General features: G+C 74.5%; 18 protein-coding genes. 12 read left to right on the forward strand and 6 right to left on the reverse strand.

Features of this window, described 5'->3' with window-relative positions:
- Positions 1 to 97 precede the first annotated feature (97 nt).
- Complete coding sequence (locus ACFV04_RS00525) at positions 98 to 583, reverse strand: cysteine/serine endopeptidase inhibitor (RefSeq protein ID WP_380337567.1); 486 nt, start codon at positions 581 to 583, stop codon at positions 98 to 100.
- Between the two features lie 298 nt (positions 584 to 881).
- Between ACFV04_RS00525 and ACFV04_RS00530 the strand changes: the two genes are divergently transcribed.
- The 3 genes from ACFV04_RS00530 (at position 882) to ACFV04_RS00540 (ending at position 2,537) form a co-directional block, all read left to right on the forward strand.
- The gene (locus tag ACFV04_RS00530; protein WP_380337570.1) at positions 882 to 1,076 is read left to right on the forward strand and encodes a hypothetical protein; all 195 of its coding nucleotides are present in this window, start codon (positions 882 to 884) and stop codon (positions 1,074 to 1,076) included.
- A 315-nt stretch (positions 1,077 to 1,391) separates the two neighbouring features.
- Positions 1,392 to 2,045 carry a 4'-phosphopantetheinyl transferase gene (locus ACFV04_RS00535; RefSeq protein WP_380525820.1) on the forward strand — a complete coding sequence of 218 codons (654 nt, stop codon included), beginning with the start codon at positions 1,392 to 1,394 and terminating at the stop codon, positions 2,043 to 2,045.
- A gap of 108 nt (positions 2,046 to 2,153) precedes the next feature.
- Positions 2,154 to 2,537, forward strand: a complete 384-nt coding sequence (locus ACFV04_RS00540) for a barstar family protein (protein WP_360252022.1) — start codon at positions 2,154 to 2,156, stop codon at positions 2,535 to 2,537.
- Positions 2,538 to 2,665: 128 nt separating this feature from the next.
- Here ACFV04_RS00540 and ACFV04_RS00545 read toward each other — a convergent pair whose 3' ends face one another.
- The gene (locus tag ACFV04_RS00545) at positions 2,666 to 3,442 is read right to left on the reverse strand and encodes a polysaccharide deacetylase family protein (protein WP_380337576.1); all 777 of its coding nucleotides are present in this window, start codon (positions 3,440 to 3,442) and stop codon (positions 2,666 to 2,668) included.
- Between the two features lie 383 nt (positions 3,443 to 3,825).
- On the opposite strand from ACFV04_RS00545, the gene ACFV04_RS00550 reads away from it, so the two are divergent.
- Positions 3,826 to 5,481, forward strand: a complete 1,656-nt coding sequence (locus ACFV04_RS00550; RefSeq protein ID WP_380525823.1) for a CehA/McbA family metallohydrolase — start codon at positions 3,826 to 3,828, stop codon at positions 5,479 to 5,481.
- Between the two features lie 264 nt (positions 5,482 to 5,745).
- Positions 5,746 to 6,240 carry an ATP-binding protein gene (locus ACFV04_RS00555; RefSeq protein ID WP_360252031.1) on the forward strand — a complete coding sequence of 165 codons (495 nt, stop codon included), beginning with the start codon at positions 5,746 to 5,748 and terminating at the stop codon, positions 6,238 to 6,240.
- A gap of 65 nt (positions 6,241 to 6,305) precedes the next feature.
- On the opposite strand, the gene ACFV04_RS00560 is transcribed toward ACFV04_RS00555, so the two are convergent.
- Positions 6,306 to 6,764 (reverse strand): DinB family protein, encoded by a 459-nt coding sequence (locus tag ACFV04_RS00560; RefSeq protein ID WP_380337837.1) that lies wholly within the window; start codon positions 6,762 to 6,764, stop codon positions 6,306 to 6,308.
- Between the two features lie 222 nt (positions 6,765 to 6,986).
- Here ACFV04_RS00560 and ACFV04_RS00565 point away from each other — a divergent pair, with 222 nt between their 5' ends.
- Both ACFV04_RS00565 and ACFV04_RS00570 read left to right on the forward strand, forming a co-directional pair.
- Positions 6,987 to 7,559 (forward strand): carboxymuconolactone decarboxylase family protein, encoded by a 573-nt coding sequence (locus ACFV04_RS00565; protein ID WP_380337582.1) that lies wholly within the window; start codon positions 6,987 to 6,989, stop codon positions 7,557 to 7,559.
- A 188-nt stretch (positions 7,560 to 7,747) separates the two neighbouring features.
- Entirely contained in the window at positions 7,748 to 8,623 is an 876-nt protein-coding gene (locus tag ACFV04_RS00570; RefSeq protein ID WP_380525825.1) for a class I SAM-dependent methyltransferase, read from the forward strand.
- 117 nt (positions 8,624 to 8,740) lie between these two features.
- On the opposite strand, the gene ACFV04_RS00575 is transcribed toward ACFV04_RS00570, so the two are convergent.
- Entirely contained in the window at positions 8,741 to 10,006 is a 1,266-nt protein-coding gene (locus tag ACFV04_RS00575; protein ID WP_380525827.1) for an alpha/beta hydrolase, read from the reverse strand.
- Positions 10,007 to 10,133: 127 nt separating this feature from the next.
- Here ACFV04_RS00575 and ACFV04_RS00580 point away from each other — a divergent pair, with 127 nt between their 5' ends.
- Complete coding sequence (locus tag ACFV04_RS00580; protein WP_360252043.1) at positions 10,134 to 10,592, forward strand: MarR family transcriptional regulator; 459 nt, start codon at positions 10,134 to 10,136, stop codon at positions 10,590 to 10,592.
- Between the two features lie 353 nt (positions 10,593 to 10,945).
- Here the strand turns inward: ACFV04_RS00580 and ACFV04_RS00585 are convergent, their stop codons facing one another.
- The gene (locus ACFV04_RS00585) at positions 10,946 to 12,265 is read right to left on the reverse strand and encodes an MFS transporter (protein ID WP_380337591.1); all 1,320 of its coding nucleotides are present in this window, start codon (positions 12,263 to 12,265) and stop codon (positions 10,946 to 10,948) included.
- Positions 12,266 to 12,515: 250 nt separating this feature from the next.
- Here ACFV04_RS00585 and ACFV04_RS00590 point away from each other — a divergent pair, with 250 nt between their 5' ends.
- The 4 genes from ACFV04_RS00590 (at position 12,516) to ACFV04_RS00605 (ending at position 17,216) form a co-directional block, all read left to right on the forward strand.
- Positions 12,516 to 13,997 (forward strand): non-ribosomal peptide synthetase condensation domain protein, encoded by a 1,482-nt coding sequence (locus tag ACFV04_RS00590; RefSeq protein ID WP_380525830.1) that lies wholly within the window; start codon positions 12,516 to 12,518, stop codon positions 13,995 to 13,997.
- Between the two features lie 34 nt (positions 13,998 to 14,031).
- A complete protein-coding gene (locus tag ACFV04_RS00595) occupies positions 14,032 to 15,201 on the forward strand; it encodes an alkene reductase (protein WP_380525832.1) in 1,170 nt (389 codons plus the stop codon).
- A gap of 21 nt (positions 15,202 to 15,222) precedes the next feature.
- Complete coding sequence (locus ACFV04_RS00600; protein ID WP_380525834.1) at positions 15,223 to 16,191, forward strand: NAD-dependent epimerase/dehydratase family protein; 969 nt, start codon at positions 15,223 to 15,225, stop codon at positions 16,189 to 16,191.
- 185 nt (positions 16,192 to 16,376) lie between these two features.
- Entirely contained in the window at positions 16,377 to 17,216 is an 840-nt protein-coding gene (locus ACFV04_RS00605; protein ID WP_380525836.1) for an aminoglycoside N(3)-acetyltransferase, read from the forward strand.
- An 81-nt stretch (positions 17,217 to 17,297) separates the two neighbouring features.
- Here ACFV04_RS00605 and ACFV04_RS00610 read toward each other — a convergent pair whose 3' ends face one another.
- Entirely contained in the window at positions 17,298 to 18,824 is a 1,527-nt protein-coding gene (locus tag ACFV04_RS00610) for a M1 family metallopeptidase (protein WP_380525838.1), read from the reverse strand.
- Positions 18,825 to 18,885 lie beyond the last annotated feature (61 nt).

Raw genomic sequence — 18,885 nt, forward strand, 5'->3', positions numbered from 1 at the left:
GCGTCCCCCCCGGGCTCCCGGCTTACCTGGTGTAGGCGCCGGTCCCCCCCCTTGTCCCGCTCGGGGGGGGGCCACGGCCGTGTCACGTCCGTCGGTGTCAGCCGAGGGTGGACCCGGCGATCGGGGCGGAGAGTTCGACGGTCTCGCCCTTCAGGCCGGCCTTGACGAACTGCCAGGTGAGGCCGGTGATGACGCCCTTGCCCAGCGGGGCGAGCTTGGCGAAGGCCGGCTGGCTGAGGTCGATGTGGGTGGAGTCGCAGGAAGGACACTGGTCCTTGACGGGGACGGTGATGGTCTTGCCCTGGTAGGTGACCTTGACCGAAATGCCCTTGCAGACGGGGTCGTTGTTCGGGTTGGCGGTGGTCCACCAGGTGTGCGAGACGGCGACCAGCATCTGCGACGAGGCGTTGATCTGGGTGCCGCAGGCACCGAAGCCCGAGTCGTTGTAGTAGGTGGCCTTGCCGGTCATGGGCTTGTTGATCGGGATCGCGGCGCTGGCGGTGCCGGCCGTGAAGGCGATGAGAGCGGCTGCGGCGAGCGGGGCGCCCGCGAGGATCCTGAGGTTCTTGCCGATGGCGCGCATGGTTCGTTCCCTCCGGTTGCAGTGCTGGCGGAGCTTGCTGAGCATGGGCATGACAGGCACAAGTCGTCGCGCCCGCACGGCGGTTCGGCGACTCCGACGGTCATCTCGTGAAGGGAACGTATGCGCTCGTCCTCGATATGGTCCAGACCTCCATGATGTTGGCATGAACACAAGGCAAGGATCTTTACGAATGCCGCCGAAGGGGCGAAGATGCGTGACCGCGCCACCACGGAGGGTGTTGACAGGCCGTCACCCACCTGCCTGTCCCGCACCGACCCGGCCCCGGAGGTCCCGTCACATGCGCACCGCTCTCGCCGCCCTGCTCCTCGGCGCCGCCCTCGTCCCGGCCGCCGCCGCACCCGCGAACGCCGGCTCCGCGCCCCGCGCGGTGAACCAGGGCTACAGCATCCCGGTCGGCGGCGTGACCGACCTCGGCGCACTGCCCGTCCTCGGCAGCCTCGGGCTCGACTTCGCCCGCCTCCTCGGACAGTGACCCGGGTCCGTCACCGAACGTCGCCGGCACGGGCCGCCGCCCTGCCGGCACCCGGACTCCCCCGTTGCCCGCCCCGTCCCTGTCTTCGCCCGCGCTGTTCCCCGCCGTCGCCCGCCCCGCCCCGCCCCCGCCGTCGCCCGCACCGCTGCTGTCCCGACGCGCTCGCGTCCTGACCGTCCGCCGCGCCGGCCCGCCGCCGAGCGGCACGCGACGGATGGTGGCCGCAGTCCCCGTTCCGCCCACCGGGATCGCCCCACCGGGTTACCCTCGTCCCGCGCGGCGACGACTCCGCGCGACCGACCGAAGGGGGAACGGGTGATCGGGGACCTGCTGCCGGACATCGTGGCGACCGAGGTGGCGTACGACGACCCCCCGCAGGCCCGGCTGGAGCCGGCGGAGGAGGCCGTCCTCGCGCGGGCCGTCGACAAGCGGCGCCGCGAGTTCACCACCGTCCGGCACTGCGCCCGCGCCGCCCTCACCCGGCTCGGCGTCCCCTACCGCCCGCTCGTCCCCGGCCTGCGCGGCGCGCCGAGCTGGCCGGACGGCGTGGTCGGCAGCCTCACCCACTGCGACGGCTTCCGCGCGGCGGCCGTGGCCCGGGCCGGCGCCCTCGCCTCCGTCGGCATCGACGCCGAGCCCGCGCTGGCGCTGCCGGAGGGTGTCCTGGACGTCGTCGCGTTGCCCGTCGAGCAGAAGCGGCTCGCCGACCTGGCCGCCACGCGCCCGGACGTCCCGTGGGACCGCCTGCTGTTCAGCGCCAAGGAGTCGGTGTACAAGGCGTGGTTCCCGCTGACCGGGCTCTTCCTGGAGTTCAGCGAGGCCGAACTGGACCTCTCCCCCGACGGCACCTTCACCGCCCGGCTGCTGGTTCCCGGACCGGTGGTCGGCGGGCGTCGGCTCGACGGCTTCGACGGCCGCTGGGCCGTCCGGGACGGGCTGCTCGCGACCGCCATCGCCGTGGAGCCGTGAGGCCCGTCCGCGACACCCCGGCACGGACTCCGGCCGTGAACTCCGGCCGCCCACCCGCCGCCTGCACCGCCTCCCCCGCCCGGGTGGGGGAGGCATATCCTCGTCCCCGTGACGGTGACCTATGTGATCGACGGCGGCAGGATCGGCACCCTGGAGGACTTCTGGGACGCCGTCGGGCAGGAGATCGGCGTCGACGGCTACTTCGGCCGCAACCTCGACGCCTTCGCCGACTGCCTGCGCGGTGGCTACGGCACGCCCGACGACGGGGACTGGGTCATCGAGTGGCGTGACCACCAGGCCTCCCGGCGCGGGCTCGGCTACCCGGAGACGGTCCGCCAGCTGGAGCTGCGGCTGGGCCGCTGCCACCCCACCAACCGCGAGCACGTCGCCGCCGACCTGGCCGCCGCCCGCGCCGGGAAGGGCCCGACGGTCTTCGACTGGCTCGTCCGGATCATCGAGGACGAACACCCGGGGGGCCTCCGGCTCGCGTAGCACCGCCGGACGTCCACGCCCCCGGTCCGCGTCGCAACCTCCGCCCCCGGTCCGCGTCGCGGCGTCCGCCCCCGGTCCGCGTCGCGCCGTCCGGGCCCGGTCCGTGCCACGACCTCCGGGAGCCCGGGCTACAGCACGTCCGAGAGCCGGACGAACCGCCGCCCCGCCGCCAGCATCCCCGGCACTGCCGCCGCCACCCCCGGGGCGGTGCCGCCGCCCGGGTGGTTCATGTGGCCGATCACGATCGCGCCCGACGGGGCCGACCCGACCTCCTGCCGCACCTGGGAGGCGTTGAGCGTCGCACCGCCGTCCCCGTTCACGGTGAAGCCGGCCACCCGCTGGCCCAGGTCGGCGACCACCCGGGTGGCGACGTCGTCGTAGTGCGCGGTGCCGGAGCGGAAGAACCGGGGCGGGTGCCCGAGCAGCCCGGTGAGCTTCCGCGCGTTGGCCGCCACCTCGTCGTAGACCTCGCCGACGTCACCCGTGCCGGCGATGCCGTAGGCGGAGCGGCCGGTGACCGAGAGCGGGCGGTGGACGGTGCCGTGGTTGCCGATCTCGAACAGCGGGTCGCCGGCGAGCTGCTCGAACTCGTCCGGGTTGGCGTCGATCCAGCGGGCGTTCAGGAAGAGCGTGGCCGGGACGGCGTGGGCCCGCAGGAAGTCGATCAGGTCGGCGTCGTAGCCGTTGCCGCCGGGCCCGCCGCAGGCGTCGAAGGTGAGTGCCGTCGCGCGCTCGCCGTCGGGCAGCTCGGTGATCACTCCGGCGACCTCCAGCCCCCAGTCCGTCGGGGCGACGGCTCCGTACCGCTCCACCACTTCGGCCCGGGTCGGCTCCTTCGCCTGGACGGGTGTGGCCGCGGGGGTGGGCTCGGCCGTCGGTGCGGCGGTCGCGGGGTCCGTGGGCACGGCGTCGGCCGCCCCGGATATGCCGGACGTCGTGGCCGCCGCCGTCCCCGTCGCCGTCCCCGCGGCGGGGGCCGAGGACGAGGCCGCCCCGGCGAGCGACGTCGACGCCGCCCGGGTCCCGCACCCCGTCAGCACGCCACCGGCCATTACCACGAGCAGTGCCCGCCGACTCACCGCCACGCCCGCCTCCGATCCATCTGCACTCGAATCAACTGATTACATGACTATGAACCGACCATTCGTCACTCCTCGCAACTCGCCCACCGCCCCGCACCCGGCCCCTCTTCACCGACCCGCCCCGCCGCCGTGGGCCCCTCCTCACCCCCGGTTCACCCGCCCGGGTAGGCACGCGAGCGACCGCCCGCCCCGATCCGGAGGCCCCGATGCCGACCGAACCCAGCACGCCCCGGCCCGGACGACCGGCCCAGCCCGGCACGCCCCAGCCCGGACAACCCACCCGGCCCGGCCCGACCGACCGGCCGCCGCACCCCGCCCGCCGTGACCTGCTCCGCACCGGCCTGGCCACCGGCGCCGCCACCGCCCTCGGCTTCGCCGCCACCACCGGCGAAGCCTCGGCGGCCCCCGACGCGTCCCCCACCGCGGCCGCCGACCGCACCCTCACCCTCACCGGCCACCTGCCCACCGGCTCCCCCGACTTCGTCCACCTCCCGGTCGAAGTCCCCGAGGGCGTGCGGGAGATAGCCGTCTCCTACAGCTACGACAAGCCCCCGGTCCCGGCCGGCACCCCGGGCAACTCCTGCGACATCGGCATCTTCGACGAGCGCGGCACCGACCTCGGCGGCCCCGGCTTCCGCGGCTGGTCCGGCGGCTTCCGCACCGAGTTCAGCCTCTCCCGCTCCGCCGCCACCCCCGGCTACCTGCCCGGCCCGGTCAATCCCGGCACCTGGCACGTCGTGCTGGGCCCGTACCAGGTCGCCCCGCAGGGCCTGGACTACCGCGTCCAGGTCACGCTCCGCTTCGGCGCGCCCGGACCGCAGTTCACCCCGCACTACCCGGCGGAACGGGCCCGCGGCCGCGGCCGCGCCTGGTACCGGGGCGACTGCCACCTGCACACCGTCCACTCCGACGGACGGCGCCTCCCCGAGGAGGTCGCGGCCGGGGCCCGCACGGCCGGCCTGGACTTCATCGTCTCCACCGACCACAACACCAGCTCCTCGCACGCCGTCTGGGGCCCGCTGGCCGGCCCGGACCTGCTGATCCTCCCGGGCGAGGAGATCACCACCCGCAACGGCCACTGGCTCGCCCTCGGCCTGGAGGGCGGCCAGTTCGTCGACTGGCGCTACCGCTCGCGCGACGAGGAGTTCCCGCGCTTCGTCCGCCAGGTCCACCGCTCCGGCGGCCTGGTGGTGCCCGCCCACCCGTACTGCCCGTACGTCGCCTGCCAGTGGAAGTTCGGCTACGACCAGGCGGACGCCGTCGAGGTGTGGAACGGCCCGTGGACGTACGACGACGAGTCCGCGGTGGACACCTGGGACGGTCGGCTCGCCGTCGCCCTGCGCGAGGGCCGCTCCTGGCTGCCCGCCCTGGGCAACAGCGACGCGCACAGCGAGCCCCAGGTGATCGGCTCCCCGCACACCGTGGTGCTGGCCGAGGACCTCACCCGCGACGCGGTCCTGGACGGGCTGCGCGACGGGCGCAGCTGGCTCGCCGAATCCAAGTCCGTCCAGCTGGAGTTCACCGTCACCGGGCACGGCCGCCGGGCGGGCATCGGCGAGGAGCTGACCGTCCCGGCCGACGCGCCGCTGGACGTCGAACTCACCGTCTCCGGGGTGCCCGGCGGGACAGTCCGGCTGATCACCGACGAGGGGCAGATGCACCAGGAGTCGCTGCCCGCCGGCGGCTCGGGCACCGTGGTGTGGCGCACGACCGCCGCGCTCGCCGCGTACGTCCGGGCCGAGGTCCGCCACCCGAAGCCGGACGGCACCCCGGGCAGGGGCAACGCGATGGGCCCGGACCTGCCCTGGGGCCCGATGGCGGCACTGACCAACCCCGTCGTCCTGCGCGCCCAGGAGCGGTAGGCGACTCCCGGGAACGGCGGGAGCGGCCACCGGCCGGTCACCGAACGCTCACCGGGCGGTCACCGGCCGGCCGCGGCGCCCCACCCGCCCACCGGGTGGGGGACGACTCGGGGCACCCGTTTGGACTAGGTTGATCCCCGAAACGCATCAGTCGTAGGGACGAGGCGATCGGCTGTCCGGACAGGGGCCGACCAGCCCCTTCGCACTCCGACCGCCTCGCCCCGGCTACCCGACCGTCCCCGGCCCGCGAAGGGATCCGCAGCTGTGAACCGTACGACCGTAGGTGGGCCGGAGCTCGGGGGCGGCCGGGGCGCCGGGGGCGTCCTCGTCCTTGTCGACCCGTCCGGGGCCGGGAACAGCCCGGTCGCGGAGCTGCTCGCCCGGGAGCTGCACCCCAGCGTCCACCTGCGGACGGACGACTTCCTGCGGGTCATCCGCAGCGGCCGGCTCCAGCCCCACCTGCCGGAGGCCGGGCGTCAGAACGCCACCGCCCTGGCCGCCGCCGCACAGGCCGCCTTCGCGTACGCCACCCGCGGCTACCAGGTCGTCGTGGAGAGCCCGGACGTCCCGGCCGGGCTGGACACCTTCCGCCGGGAGAGCCGCACCACCGGTACCGCCCTCCACTACGTCGTCCTCCGCCCCGGCCCGGTCCCGGTCGACGACCGGCACGTCCTCGACACCCGCGACCTCACCCACGAGACCACCGCCAAGTCCGTCCTCGCCGCCCTGACCCGCCGCACCCACCTCCTCGGCTGGTAGCAGCACGGCCGCCCGGGTCCGCCGCGGCCCGGCCGGGCCCTCCGGACAGGTCCTACGGACAGGGCCTACGCCCCCACCACCCCGTCGATCGCCTCGCGGAGGAAGTCGGCGTGCCCGTTGTGCCGGGCGTACTCGTGGATCAGGTGCAGCATCACCAGCCGCAGGGACACCTCGGCGTCCCACCGGGCCTGGTACCCGGTGACGTCGAGGGTCTCGGCGGCGAGCTCGATGCGGCGGGCGTGCTCGACCTCGGTCCGCCAGGCGGCGAAGGCCTCCGCGCGGGTGGCGCCGGTCGCGTCGTACGCGACCTGGTAGTCGCCGTCCGCGGACCAGACCAGCGGGAGGTCCTCGCCGTTGATGACCCGGCGGAACCAGGTGCGCTCCACCTCCGCCATGTGCCGGACCAGCCCGAGCAGGGTGAGCGTGGACGGCGGGCTGGACCGCAGGCGCAGCTGTTCGTCGTCCAGGCCCTCGCACTTCATGGCGAGCGTCGCCCGGTGGAAGTCCAGGAAGCCGCGCAGCATCTCGCGCTCGCCGCCGGTCAGCGGCGGTGCGGGGCGTTCGTCGGGGGCGTTCACGGTGTCGCTCTCCTCACGTGTCGTCCGGATCCCGTCAGGGACTCGGGATCCTCGCGGACTGTAGCGAACGGACCGCCCCGCCCGACGGCGAATTTTCTCCCGGCTGTCACATCCGCCCGCCCTCCGGCGTCTTCATGCCCGACCGAACCACCGCACGAGGAGGACACCATGGCGCTCCGCCTGCCGAAGGCCCCGCTGCCCGCCGGGCTCGGCGAGAACATGATCACGGCGTTCGGCGCCGTCTTCGAGCCCACCGAGGTGATCTGGCACAACCCCGGGGTCGCCACCGCGAACACCGAGTTCGCGGGCAGGATCGCCGGGTGGGACGCGCTCGACGAGAGCCTGAAGTCCTTCGCCCACATGGCCGTGGCCTCACTGGTCGGCTGCAGCTGGTGCCTGGACATCAACTACTTCCAGGCGCAGAACAAGGGCCTGGACCTGACCAAGGCCGCCCAGGTGCCGAACTGGCGGGCCTCCGAGGTGTTCGACCCGCTGGAGCGGGAGGTGATGGACTACGCCGAGGCCATGTCCGTGACTCCGCCGACCGTCACCGACGAGCAGTACGGGGGTCTGCTCGACGCCCTGGGCGCGGCGGCGATGGTCGAACTCACCGCCTACGTCGCCTTCGTCAACATGGCCGCCCGGAACAACATCGCCAACGGCGTCTCCTCCCAGGGCTTCTCCGACTCCTGCGAGGTCCCGCTCGCCGGCCGCCCCGCCACGGCAGCGGCACGGGAATGACCCGGTCCGGGGCCGACCACGCGTTCCCCGATCGCCGTCACCCGCCCGGCAACCGACCCGGCGACCGGCCCGCCCGGTAGCCGCCCCCGGTCGCGCGGCGGTGGTCCGAGCCCCCTCGGACCACCGCCGCGCCCCTTTCCCACCGGGCACACCGGCCCATCACGTACCGTGTTCGGACCACCACCGGTTTGGGTACGTACCTCGGCGCGCCCGACGGCCGGGCGCCCACCGAGCAGGAGACCCAGCGGCCCATGGACCACAACCGCATCCCCCCGACCGTACGCCAGACCTACGGCGCCGGCGATCTGTCGAAAGCAGCCAGCTTCGCCGGCGGTTTCATCAACTTCGGTGACTGGCAGGGCATCGACCTGACCGCGCCCACCTCCGACGACCGCGTGCACAGCCAGGAGCAGCTCTACCGGCGGGTGCTGCGGAGCTTCCCCGAACCACGCGAGCACCTGCGGCTGGCCGAGGTCGGCAGCGGCCGCGGCCTCGGCGCCGCCCTGGCCCTGCGCGAATTCCGGTTCGCCGCCGTCACCGGGATCGACATCCACCCCGACCAGGTCGAACGCGCCCGAGCCGTCAACGCCAAGGCCCTGGCCACCTACCCCGACCGCCTCGCCTACACCATCGGCACCGCCGAGCGGCTCCCCTTCACCGACGCCTCCCTGGACGGCCTCTACTCCGTCGAAGCCGCCCAGCACTTCCGCGAACTCACCGGCTTCGCCCGGGAATCCGCCCGGGTGCTGCGCCCCGGCGGCCGGCTCGCCGTCACCACCTTCTTCACCGCCGAGGGCCCCGAGGTCGCCGAACGCCTGAAGATCCTCCTCGCCAGCTTCGCCGACGGCCTCGACGTCCCCCACCCCCTCGGCCCCTTCACCGAGGACCTCACCGCGGCCGGGTTCGCCGAGGTCACCACCGAGTCCATCGGCGCCGACGTGTGGCCCGGCCTCGACCGCTACCTGGTCGACGCCGTCCCGCCCGGCCACTGGACCCGCAACTTCCTCCCCTCCTGGCGCGACGGCCTCCTCGACTACCACGTCGTCACCGCCGTCCGGGCCTGACCCGCCGGGTCCGCGAACGCGGTGCCCGTCCGCCGGCGCGCGCGGACGGGCACGCGGCGGACGGGCACGCGACGGACGGGCGTCCCGACGAGCACCCGACGCGGTTCCGCGCCGCCCTCAGCCCCGCGCGTTCTCCCGGACCTCCACCAGGCGGGTCGGAGCCGCGCCGAGCCACCAGGTGGGATCGGCACTGCCGTCGGTGGTGCGGCCGTCGCGGTGGACGTAGTGGCGCACGTCGCGGCCGGGCTCGGCGAACTCGCCGTTCAGGGCGCGCTCCAGCCACTCGGCGCCGAACCGGAAGGCCTCGGCCGCCACGCCGCCGAGCGGGTGGAACTCGTCCTCGTAGACCCGCAGTTCCTTCGGCGCCCGGATCCGCTCGAAGCTCTCCAGCGCCTGGCCGAGGTCGGTCAGCTCGTCGAACTCGCCGATGCCGTACAGCACCGGGCAGGCGATGTCGGCCACCAGGTCGCCGAGCGGCATCCGGTCGGCGAGGTCGCGGTCGAAGGCCGCCTCGTCGGTGTACCCGGCCATGTACATGTAGTTGTTCTTGAAGGTCGGCTGGGCGCGCTCGAAGATGGTCGCGAAGTCGCCGGTGACGGCCTCGAACGCGGCCAGCGCGGCCAGGCGCCGGTCGGTGGCGGCCGCGCGGGAGCCCCAGTAGCCGCTCATCGAGATGCCGAACATGCCGATCCGGTCCGCGTCGACCTCCGGCAGCCCGGCCAGGTGGTCGAGGTAACGGCCGATCGCGCGCTCGTAGTTGGACAGGTCGACGGTGAGTCCGCCGGCGCGGCTCTCGCCCTGACCCGGCCCCTCGATGGACAGCGCGACGATCCCGCGGGAGGTGTAGTACCGCTCGGCCGCCCAGATGTAGTCCTCCTTGATCATGTCCATCCCGGGGCCGAGGATGACGGCCGGCGCGTTCTCAACCCGGCCGGCCGGCAGATGCAGCAGGGCGTGGATCGTCGAGCCCTCGAAGTCCAGCTCCACCCTGCGCACCCGGCCGTCGCGCAGCGCGCCGAGGCGGGCCACGCAGTGGTTCGCGCGCTCGCGCATGGCCGCCTTGCGCGGATCGGCCGCGTCGAACACCGAGTACTGGGCGCGGCCCCACATGACCGCGGCCCGCAGGTAGAGGTCGGCGGCGGTCTGCGCGAAGCCGCCGCGCTCGTGGTGGGCGGCGCGCTCCTCGGCCTGCCCGGCCACCGTCGCCCACGCCTTGGGCAGCATGGCGCCGCTGCGGACGAGCGCGAAGACCTTGGCGAAGTCGGTGTGGTCGTGGCCGAGCTGCTCCATCGTCCCGACGGCCTCGGGGTGCAGCGCGTCGAATCCGCCCTGCGCGAGGGCGATGTCCAGGGCCCAGCTCTGTCCGGTCGAACGGACGGTCATGGTGGTCTCCTCCGGGGTCGGGGGCAGGGTCGAGCCGCCCCGCGAATCACTGAGCACTTAGAAACTAAGTACTTAGCTATTAAGTACTTAGGCTAGTCTGCTGTCAACCCGCCGAGGAGGACCGACCATGGCCGAGCAGCCGCCCACCCCCGACCGCGCCCAGGCCCTGGACCGCCTGTCCCGCGCCGCCTACCGCCTCAGCGCCGCCGACGCCCGGCTGCGCGGCCGCGCCACCCGCACCCCCGGCGCCCTCTCCCTCACCCACGCCCGCGCCCTGCGCACCCTGGCCGACCAGGGACCGCTGACCATCAGCGGGCTCGCCGCGGGCACCGAGACCACCGGCGCCGCCACCACCCAGCTGGTCAACGGCCTGGTCGCGGCCGGCTACGTCACCCGCACCCGGCCGCCCGAGGACAAGCGCTCCGTCGTGGTCACCCTGACCGACGCCGGACGCGAACGGCACCGGCAGCGCCAGGAGGCGCTCACCGACGCCCTGCACACCGACCTGTCCGACTACGACGCCGAGGCGCTCGACCGCGCCGCCGAGGTCCTGCACCGGCTGTCCGCCGTCTACGACCGGCTCTGAACCCCGCCGCCCGCCCCGTGCGGCCCGGGGCCGGGCCGCACGTCCGGAGGAACTCCGGCACCGCCGGCACCCGGCAGACCGCCGCGTTCGACCGGCCCTCCGGCATCAGCGCCGGCACCTCGCGTTCGGGTCATGGCCGCCCGACCGGGCACCATGCCCGCCGCGTCGGCCGCCCTCGGAGTGCCCGGACCGTGGGCGCCGCCCTGGCGGCCGGTCGGACCGGTGAGCGCCGGGGCCCTCCTCCTCGCGACCTCCTGCGCAGCCCGGCCGCCGCCGGGGCCCTCCGCACCCGCCCCGTCACGACCACCGCCCGCCGGCCCTGCCACCGACGAACCGGCCACCAGGCCACCAGCTCAACCGACCGCCGCGTCGGCCCGGTTCACCGGATCGGTCCCGGGCGCCTCGGGAGTCTCGGGAGCCTCCGTACCAGCGGGAGCCCCGGGCCCCGCCAGGGCCGCCAGCCGGCGCAGGCTGGCCCGGCGCTGGAGCGCGCCGAGGCCCACGGTGGCCGCGCCGAGGCCCAGCCAGCCGACCGGGCCGGCCGCCATCACCACCCCGGTCAGCAGCAGCGGGCCCACCGACTTCTGCACCGACTGGGACATCCCGGCCACGCCCAGGTACGACGCCTGGGCGCCCGGCGGCGCCAGGACGACCGCCAGCTCCCAGGAGCTCACCGAGCGCATCAGCTCCGCCAGCGTGACCAGCACGGCCGCGGCCAGCAGCGCGATCGACGCCGCCCACGGCCCGCCGCCGGTGGCGAGCACGATCAGCAGGCAGCCGGCGAACAGCGTCACCCCGTACCAGCCCACGGCTGCGGCCGCCCCGCGCGGACCTTCCGCCAACGCCGAGACCCGCAGTTGCAGCAGCACCACCAGCACGGTGTTGAGGACCAGGAAGACCGGGACGACGGCGGGCGGCGCGTCAGTGTGGTGGACGAGCCAGAGCGGCAGGCCGACGTTGAGGATCGAGTCGTCGAGGTTCATCGGCATGTCCAGCAGGACGAACGCCAGGTAGCCGCGATCGCGCCAGGGGCTCGGCACGGCGGTCGCGCCGGCGGCGGGCTCCTGTCCGGCGGCCGTCGCGACCAGGCCGCGGCCGGCCGGCTCCCGGGTGCGCCAGACCAGGACGGCGGCCACGACGAAGGAGACCGCGTTGGCCAGGATCAGCGTGCGGTACGCGGCCGTGGTGCCGACCGCGAGGCCGATCGCCGAGACGCCCGCGCCGAGCGCGTACCCGGCGTTGGCCACGCTGCGGAACAGTGCCTGGTACGTGGCGCGCCGCTCGCCCGCGACGCGGGTGGCGAAGAGCATCTCCAGGGTCTTGGCGGCCCGCTCGGCCAGGCAGGTCAGCGCGACCGCGGGGAGCAGGGCGGCGAAGTCGTCGACCACCAGCAGCAGGCCCATCGTCCCCACCCGCAGCAGGTGGCACCCGATCAGCAGCCATCGCACCGGCACCCGTTCGGCCGCCCGTCCGGCCAGTGGCGACCCGGCGATCCCCGCCACCGCGCCCACCCCGAGGAGCAGGCCGAGCCGCCGGGCGTCCATCCCGCACACGTAGGTGAAGTACAGCACCGAGGCCGCCGCCCACACCCCGGTCCCGGTCCGGTCGACGCACTGGGCCAGCAGCATGATCCGCGCGTCCCGCCCGCCCGGCGGCTTCCGCAGCTGCGCCATCAGTCCGTTCCCCCGCATGGCAGGCCCCCGTTGCATGATCGGCATCAATCTCGACATCAAGATACTTCATATCAAGACACCCATGGAACCCCCGCCCCCGCCATCCCGACCGCCCCGCCCATCCCCGCCACCCCGCCCGACCGGGCCCTCGACGCGCGGCGGGCGGTGCGCCACACTCTCCCCAGCAGCACCCCGCGCTCCCAACGCACCGGCACGACGTCCTGACCACCGCACAACGGAGAGCCTCACGGTGAGCACTCGTCAACTGCTGGAGATCGTCCTCTCGTCCGGCCGGTCCGGGTCCGGCCCGGCCACCTGGGGCCAACGGGCCATCTGGGACGCCGTACGCCGGCTGGCCCCGGCCGACGCGCCGCGCTACAACATCACCACCGCGGCACCACTGGACCCGGGCCTGCCACTGCCCGTCATCCTCGGCGCACTGGAGCACCTGCTGCACCTGCACGACTCCCTGCACACCCGGCTGCTCCCGGGCGAGGACGGCGAGCTGCGCCAAATCGTCGACCCGGAAGGGACGTTGGGCGTCGAGGTGTGGTCCGCCGCCGGGGCCGACGATCCGGCCGGGCTCGGCGCCCGGCTGCACGGGGAACTGGCGGCACGCCCCTTCGACACCGCCGCGCAGTGGCCGATCCGGGTCGGCGTGGTGACCGCGGACGGGCTGGCCCGGCACATCAGCCTGGTGCTCTCCCACACGGCGGTCGACGGCTCCGGGATGAACCGGCTGGTCGCCGACCTGACCGCACTCAGCCTCGGCCGCTCCCGCGACGAGCTGGCCGGCCTGCGGCAGCCCGCCCAACAGCCCCTGGAGGAAGCCGAGTTCCAGACCTCGGAGCGGGGCGTCCGACGGGACACGGGCGCCCGCAAGCAGTTCGTGCGGAAGCTGCGACTGGGCCCACCCCGGCTCTTCCCGCCGACCGCCACCACAGATCCGACCACCGCGGGCCCGACCGCCACAGACCCGACCACCGCGGGCCCGGCCGCCGGAGCCCCCGCACCGTTCCCGAACGCGGTCCTCCGCTCCCCCGCCCTCCCCCGTGCGGTCGAGCAGGTGGCCGCCACCCACCGGGTGAGCACCTCCTCGGTCCTGCTCGCCGCGGCGGCCGCGATGACCGCCGAGCTGGCCGGAAGGACCGAGGCCGTGCTCAACGTCGTCGTCAACAACCGCTTCCTGCCCGAGCTGACCAACGCGGTGAGCGTGGTCGCCGGCGACGGCCTGTTCCATCTCCCGGACGCCACGGCCGAGTTCGGCGACGTGGTGCGCCGCACCCATGCCGCCGCGATCGGCACCTACCGGCACGCCTACTACGACAAGCTCGCGCTGGCCGCCGACATCGAGCGGCTCGCCGCCGAGGGCACCGAACCCGCCGACCGGTCCTGCGTCTTCAACGACACCCGCGAGCTGATCCCCGCCGACACCGATCCCGCCGGCACCGATCCCGCCGACACCGACCCGGGCGACGACCGGACCACCCTCACCTGGCCGGTGGAGTTCGAGCCGCGCCCCGGCCTGACGTACGCACTGGACGCCCTGCAGTCCCCCGCGGCGCTGAGCCTCGCCATGACGGCGGACCCCTCCGTGCTCCCGCGCCCCGCGATGGAGCGATTCCTCTACGGCATCGAGGAGTTGATCCTCACCGAGGCGGGTGCGGCGGCGGCAGCGGCGAGCACCGCGACGGCGGCGGGCACGACGGCGGGGGCGGCCACCCGCGCTTGAACCTGACACTGATGTCAGGTTCTACCGTACCGGCATGACCACCACCACGGAATCCCTGCTCAGCCCGTACCGCCTCGGCTCGCTCGACCTCCCCAACCGCGTCGTCATGGCCCCCATGACGCGCTACCGGGCCGCCGAGGACGGTACGCCGCTGCCCGTCGTCGCCGAGTACTACGCCCAGCGCGCGAGCGCCGGGCTGATCGTCACCGAGGGCATCTGGCCGAGCAGCCGCGGCCAGTCCGGCTGGCGGCTGCCCGGCCTGGAGACGCCCGCGCACGTGGCCGGCTGGCGCGCGGTGACCGGGGCCGTGCACGCCGCCGGCGGCCGGATCGTCGCCCAGCTGATGCACGGCGGCCGCCAGGGCCACCCGCTCAACCGGCTGCTCGGCGACCTGCCGGCCGGCCCCTCCGCCGTCCCCGCGCCCGGCCCGGTGCACGTCAGGGACGGCGGCAAGGCCGAGGCCGTGACCCCGCGCACGATGACCCGCGAGGAGATCCGCCAGGCGGTCACCGACCACGTCGACGCCGCCCGCAACGCGCTCGCCGCCGGCTTCGACGCCGTCGAACTGCACGGCGCCAACTCCTACCTGATCCACCAGTTCCTGGCCGACAACACAAACCTGCGCACCGACGAGTACGGCCCCCGCACCCTCGCCGGGCGACTGCGATTCCCGGTCGAGCTGGTCACCGCCGTGGCCGGGGCGATCGGCCCCGACCGCCTCGGCCTGCGGCTGTCCCCCGGCAACCCGCAGTTCGGCATGCACGAGACCGATCCGGCCCCGGTCTACCGGGCCCTGCTCGCCGAACTCGACGGCCTCGGCCTGGCCTACCTCCACCTCACCGACAACGACGACTACCCGGCCCTGGCCGACCTGCGCCCCCGCTGGTCCGGCCCGCTGATCGGCAACGTCGGCGAGAACCGCGAGGCCACCGACCGCGAGCGAGGCGAGGCGGTGCTGGCCGGCGGACTGGCCGACCTGGTCTCCTACGGCCGCGCCTTCATCGCCAACCCCGACCTGCCGGAACGGTTCGCCGCCCGCGCCCCGCTCACCGCCGTCGACCCGACCCACCTCTACGGCCAGACGGCGGCCGGCTTCACCGACTACCCGAGGCTCACCGACGTCACCGCCGACCCGCAGCCCGCCCGTATCCCGCAGCCCGCCGACGACCCGGAGCCCACCGCCGTCCCCCGGCCCACCCGCTGACCGGGCCTCTACCCTGGGTCCATGCGGATCCTCGTCCTCGGCGGTACCTCCTTCGTCGGCCGCGCGATCGTCGACGACGCCCTTCGCGGCGGCGCCGAGGTCACCCTGTTCAACCGCGGCCGGACCAACCCCGGCCTCTTCCCCGGCGCCGCCCGCCTGATCGGCGACCGCGACACCGACGACCTCACCGCCCTGTGCGAGGGCCGCTGGGACGCCGCGGTGGACGTCAGCGGCTACCGCCCGCACCAGGTCGACCGGGCCACGGCCGTCCTCGGCGACCGGGTCGGCCGCTACCTCTTCGTCTCCAGCCACGCGGTGTACCGGCGGGACGGCCTCGCCCCCGGCTCCGACGAGTCCGCCCCGCGCCGCGCCCCGCTGCGCGACGCCGAGCACCTCACCGAGGAGACCTACGGCCGGCTCAAGGTCGCCTGCGAGGACCACGTCACCGCCCGGTACGGCACCCGGGCGACCGTCGTGCGGCCGGGGAAGGTGGCCGGGCCGCACGACGAGCACCGCGGGCTCACCTACTGGGCGCGCCGGGCGGCCCGCGGCGGGCGGATCGCCCTGCCCGGCCGCCCCGAGCAACCGGTCCAGCTGGTCGACGCGCGCGACCTCGCCCGGCTGGTGCTCCGGCTGCTCCAGGACGACCGGCCGGGCGCCTTCCACGCCGTCGGCCCGGCCGAACCGACCACCCTGGGCGGGCTGATCGCCACCTGCGCCGAGGTCGCGGGCACCGAGGCCGAGGTCGTCCCGGTGCCGCCGGAGACCGCCCCGAAGGCGTTCTTCCCCCTGGTCCGGGCCGAGTCGCTCTGGCCGGGCCAGCAGCGCGACCCCGCCAGGGCCCGCGCCGCCGGGCTGCCCGCGACCCCGCTCGCCGCCACCGTCGCCGACGTGCTCGCCTGGGACCGTGAGCGCGGCGCACCGCCGCTCGGACACGGGTTCACGCCCGAGCAGGAGGCCCGGGCCCTCGCCGCTGCGGACGCACGATGACCCTCGCCCCCACCTGCGCCCGTCCCCGCCGCCGCCCCGCCCCGTCGTCGCGCTGCGCCAGGTCGTCGCGCTACGCCCCGAGCACGCCGAGCCCGGCCGTGAACCGACGCCGTTCGTGCCTGCCCTGACCGACTGTCAGTGCCACCGGATATGGTCGGGCCCGAACGATCGCACTGGAGGGCACCATGACCGCACCGGGCACCACCACGCTCACCACCGCCGACCTCGTCGAGGGCTGGCGCCGGGTGGGCGTCCGCGAGGGCATGGCGCTGATGGTGCACTCCTCGCTGTCCGGCCTCGGCCGGGTCGAGGGCGGCGCGGCGGCCGTAGTGGCCTCCCTGCGCGAGGCGGTCGGGCCCGGCGGCACCGTCGCGGCGCCCACCTTCACCACCGACACGGTCCGCGACCCGGCCCCCGGGCGGGCCGGTCCGCCCACCGCCGAGATCGCCGAACTGCGTTCTGCCGTCCCGCTGTTCCACGCCGGACTCCCCTCCTCCACGGGCGCCGTGGCGGAGGCCCTGCGCGCGCTGCCGGAGAGCCTGCGCAGCACGCACCCCCAGGTGTCGGTCGCCGCCGTCGGGGCGCACGCCCGCGAGGTCACCGCCCGCCGCTCGCTCGGCTTCGCCGTCGGCCGGGAGTCGCCGTTCGGCGCGCTGCACGACCTCGGCGGCCATGTGCTGCTGATCGGCGTCGGGCACAACCGCAACACCGCCCTGCACTACGCCGAGACCTTCGCGCCCAACCGCCGGCTCAAGCTCCGCCGCTTCCCGATGGCGATCCAGGGCGAGCGGGTCTGGATCGAGGCGCCGGACGTGGGCGACGACAACGACACCCACTTCCCCGTCGTCGGGCGGGAGTTCGAGGAGACGGCCGGGATCCGCGAGGTGTCGGTCGGCGCCGCGCCCTGCCGGCTGGTCCCACTGCGCGGCCTCATACCCTTCGCCGTCCGCCGCCTCACCGAGCTGCTGGCCGCGGACGGCCCGACCACGGCGCAGCCGACCGGCGCACGGCACGACGGGCCGTGACCGGACGGTGCGGCCCGGCCGTCCGCCCGTTCCCGGACGGCCGACCGGGCCACCCCCGTCACCTCACTTCACGCCCGGGCGTCAGTGCCCCGCGTCGTGGAGGGAGTTGGTCTCCTGGATCTTCTTCCAGGACTTCGGCTCCGCCGGCAGCTGCCCGTCGGTCTGGCCCGCTCCGGGCGCCAGCGAGGCGGCCGCCGCGGCTCCCGGTGCCACCGGCCCGGTGGCCGGCTTCGCCGCGGTGAACAGCCAGGTCGTGAAGAGGTCACCGAGCTTCTTGCCGGAGACCTTCTCCGCGTACGCCTGGAACTCGGGGATGGTGGCGTTGCCGTAGCGGCGCTCGGTGGGCCAGCCCTTGAGGATCCGGAAGAACGCCTCGTCCCCGACGGTGTTGCGCAGCGCCTGGATGGCCACCGCGCCCCGGTCGTAGACGGCGCCGGAGAACTGGTTGTCGGCGCCCGGGTCGCCCGGCTTGACGGTCCAGAACGCGTCGTCGGCCGGGTGCGAGGCGTAGACGTAGTCGGCCAGTTCCTGCGCGGTGCCCTCGTTCTCGTGCTCGGACCAGAGGAACTGCGAGTACCGGGCGAAGCCCTCGTTCAGCCAGATGTCGCTCCAGCGCGAGAGCGAGACGCTGTCGCCGTACCACTGGTGGGCCAGCTCGTGGACGACCACCGAGGTGTTGGCGCCGCGCGAGAACTGCCGGGGGCTGTAGAAGACCCGGGTCTGGGTCTCCAGCGCGAAACCGGTCGGGACGTTGGGGACGTAGCCGCCGACGGAGCTGAACGGGTAGTCGCCGAAGTAGCCGCTCAGCCAGTCGACGAGTTCGCCGGTGCGCTCGACGCTCGCCCTGGCCGCGTCCGCGTTGTCGCCGAGGTCCTTGCTGTACGCGTTGTAGACCGGCAGCCCGCCGGGCGTGGTGTCGGTCGTGACGTCGAACTTGCCGACCGCGAGCGTGGCCAGATACGTCGCCTGGGGCTTGTTCTCCCGCCAGCTGTAGCGGGTCCACCCGGCCTGGGAGGAGGTTCCGGTCAGGATGCCGTTGCTGATCACCTGGTTGCCGTCCGGCACCAGTACCGAGACGTCGAAGGTGGCCTTGTCGCTCGGGTGGTCGTTGCTCGGGAACCACCACCACGCCGACTCGGGCTCGCCGGCCGCCACCGCGCCGTCCGGCGTGCGCAGCCAGGCGGTGAAGCCGTACTTCTTCACGGTGGACGGCACGCCCTTGTAGCGGACCACCACGGTGGCCTGGCTGCCCTTGGCGAGCGGCCGGGCGGGGGTGACCTCCAGTTCCTGCTCACCGCTGGTCGTGAAGGCCGCGGGCCTCCCGTTGACCCGGACCTCGGCGACGTTCAGTGCGAAGTCGAGGTTGAACCGGGAGAGGTCCTGGGTGGCGGTGGCCAGGATCGTGGTGGTGCCTTCGAGTTCGTCGGTGGCGGGCTGGTACTTCAGCCGGATGTCGTAGTGCGAGACGTTGTATCCGCCGTTGCCGTAGGTCGGGTAGTAGGAGTCGCCGACCCCGGCCGCGCCGGGTTGGAAATCGGATGCCGAGGCGGGAACGGCCAGGAACAGGCTCAGGGCGCTGGCAGCGGAGACGATCAGCCTCTTGCGCACGTGGTCCTCCAGGGATCACCGGAACGATGGGTCGGATCGATCCATGTCCCGGTGATCCCTG

It is taken from the genome of Kitasatospora sp. NPDC059599, assembly GCF_042735125.1.
GTDB lineage: Bacteria > Actinomycetota > Actinomycetes > Streptomycetales > Streptomycetaceae > Kitasatospora.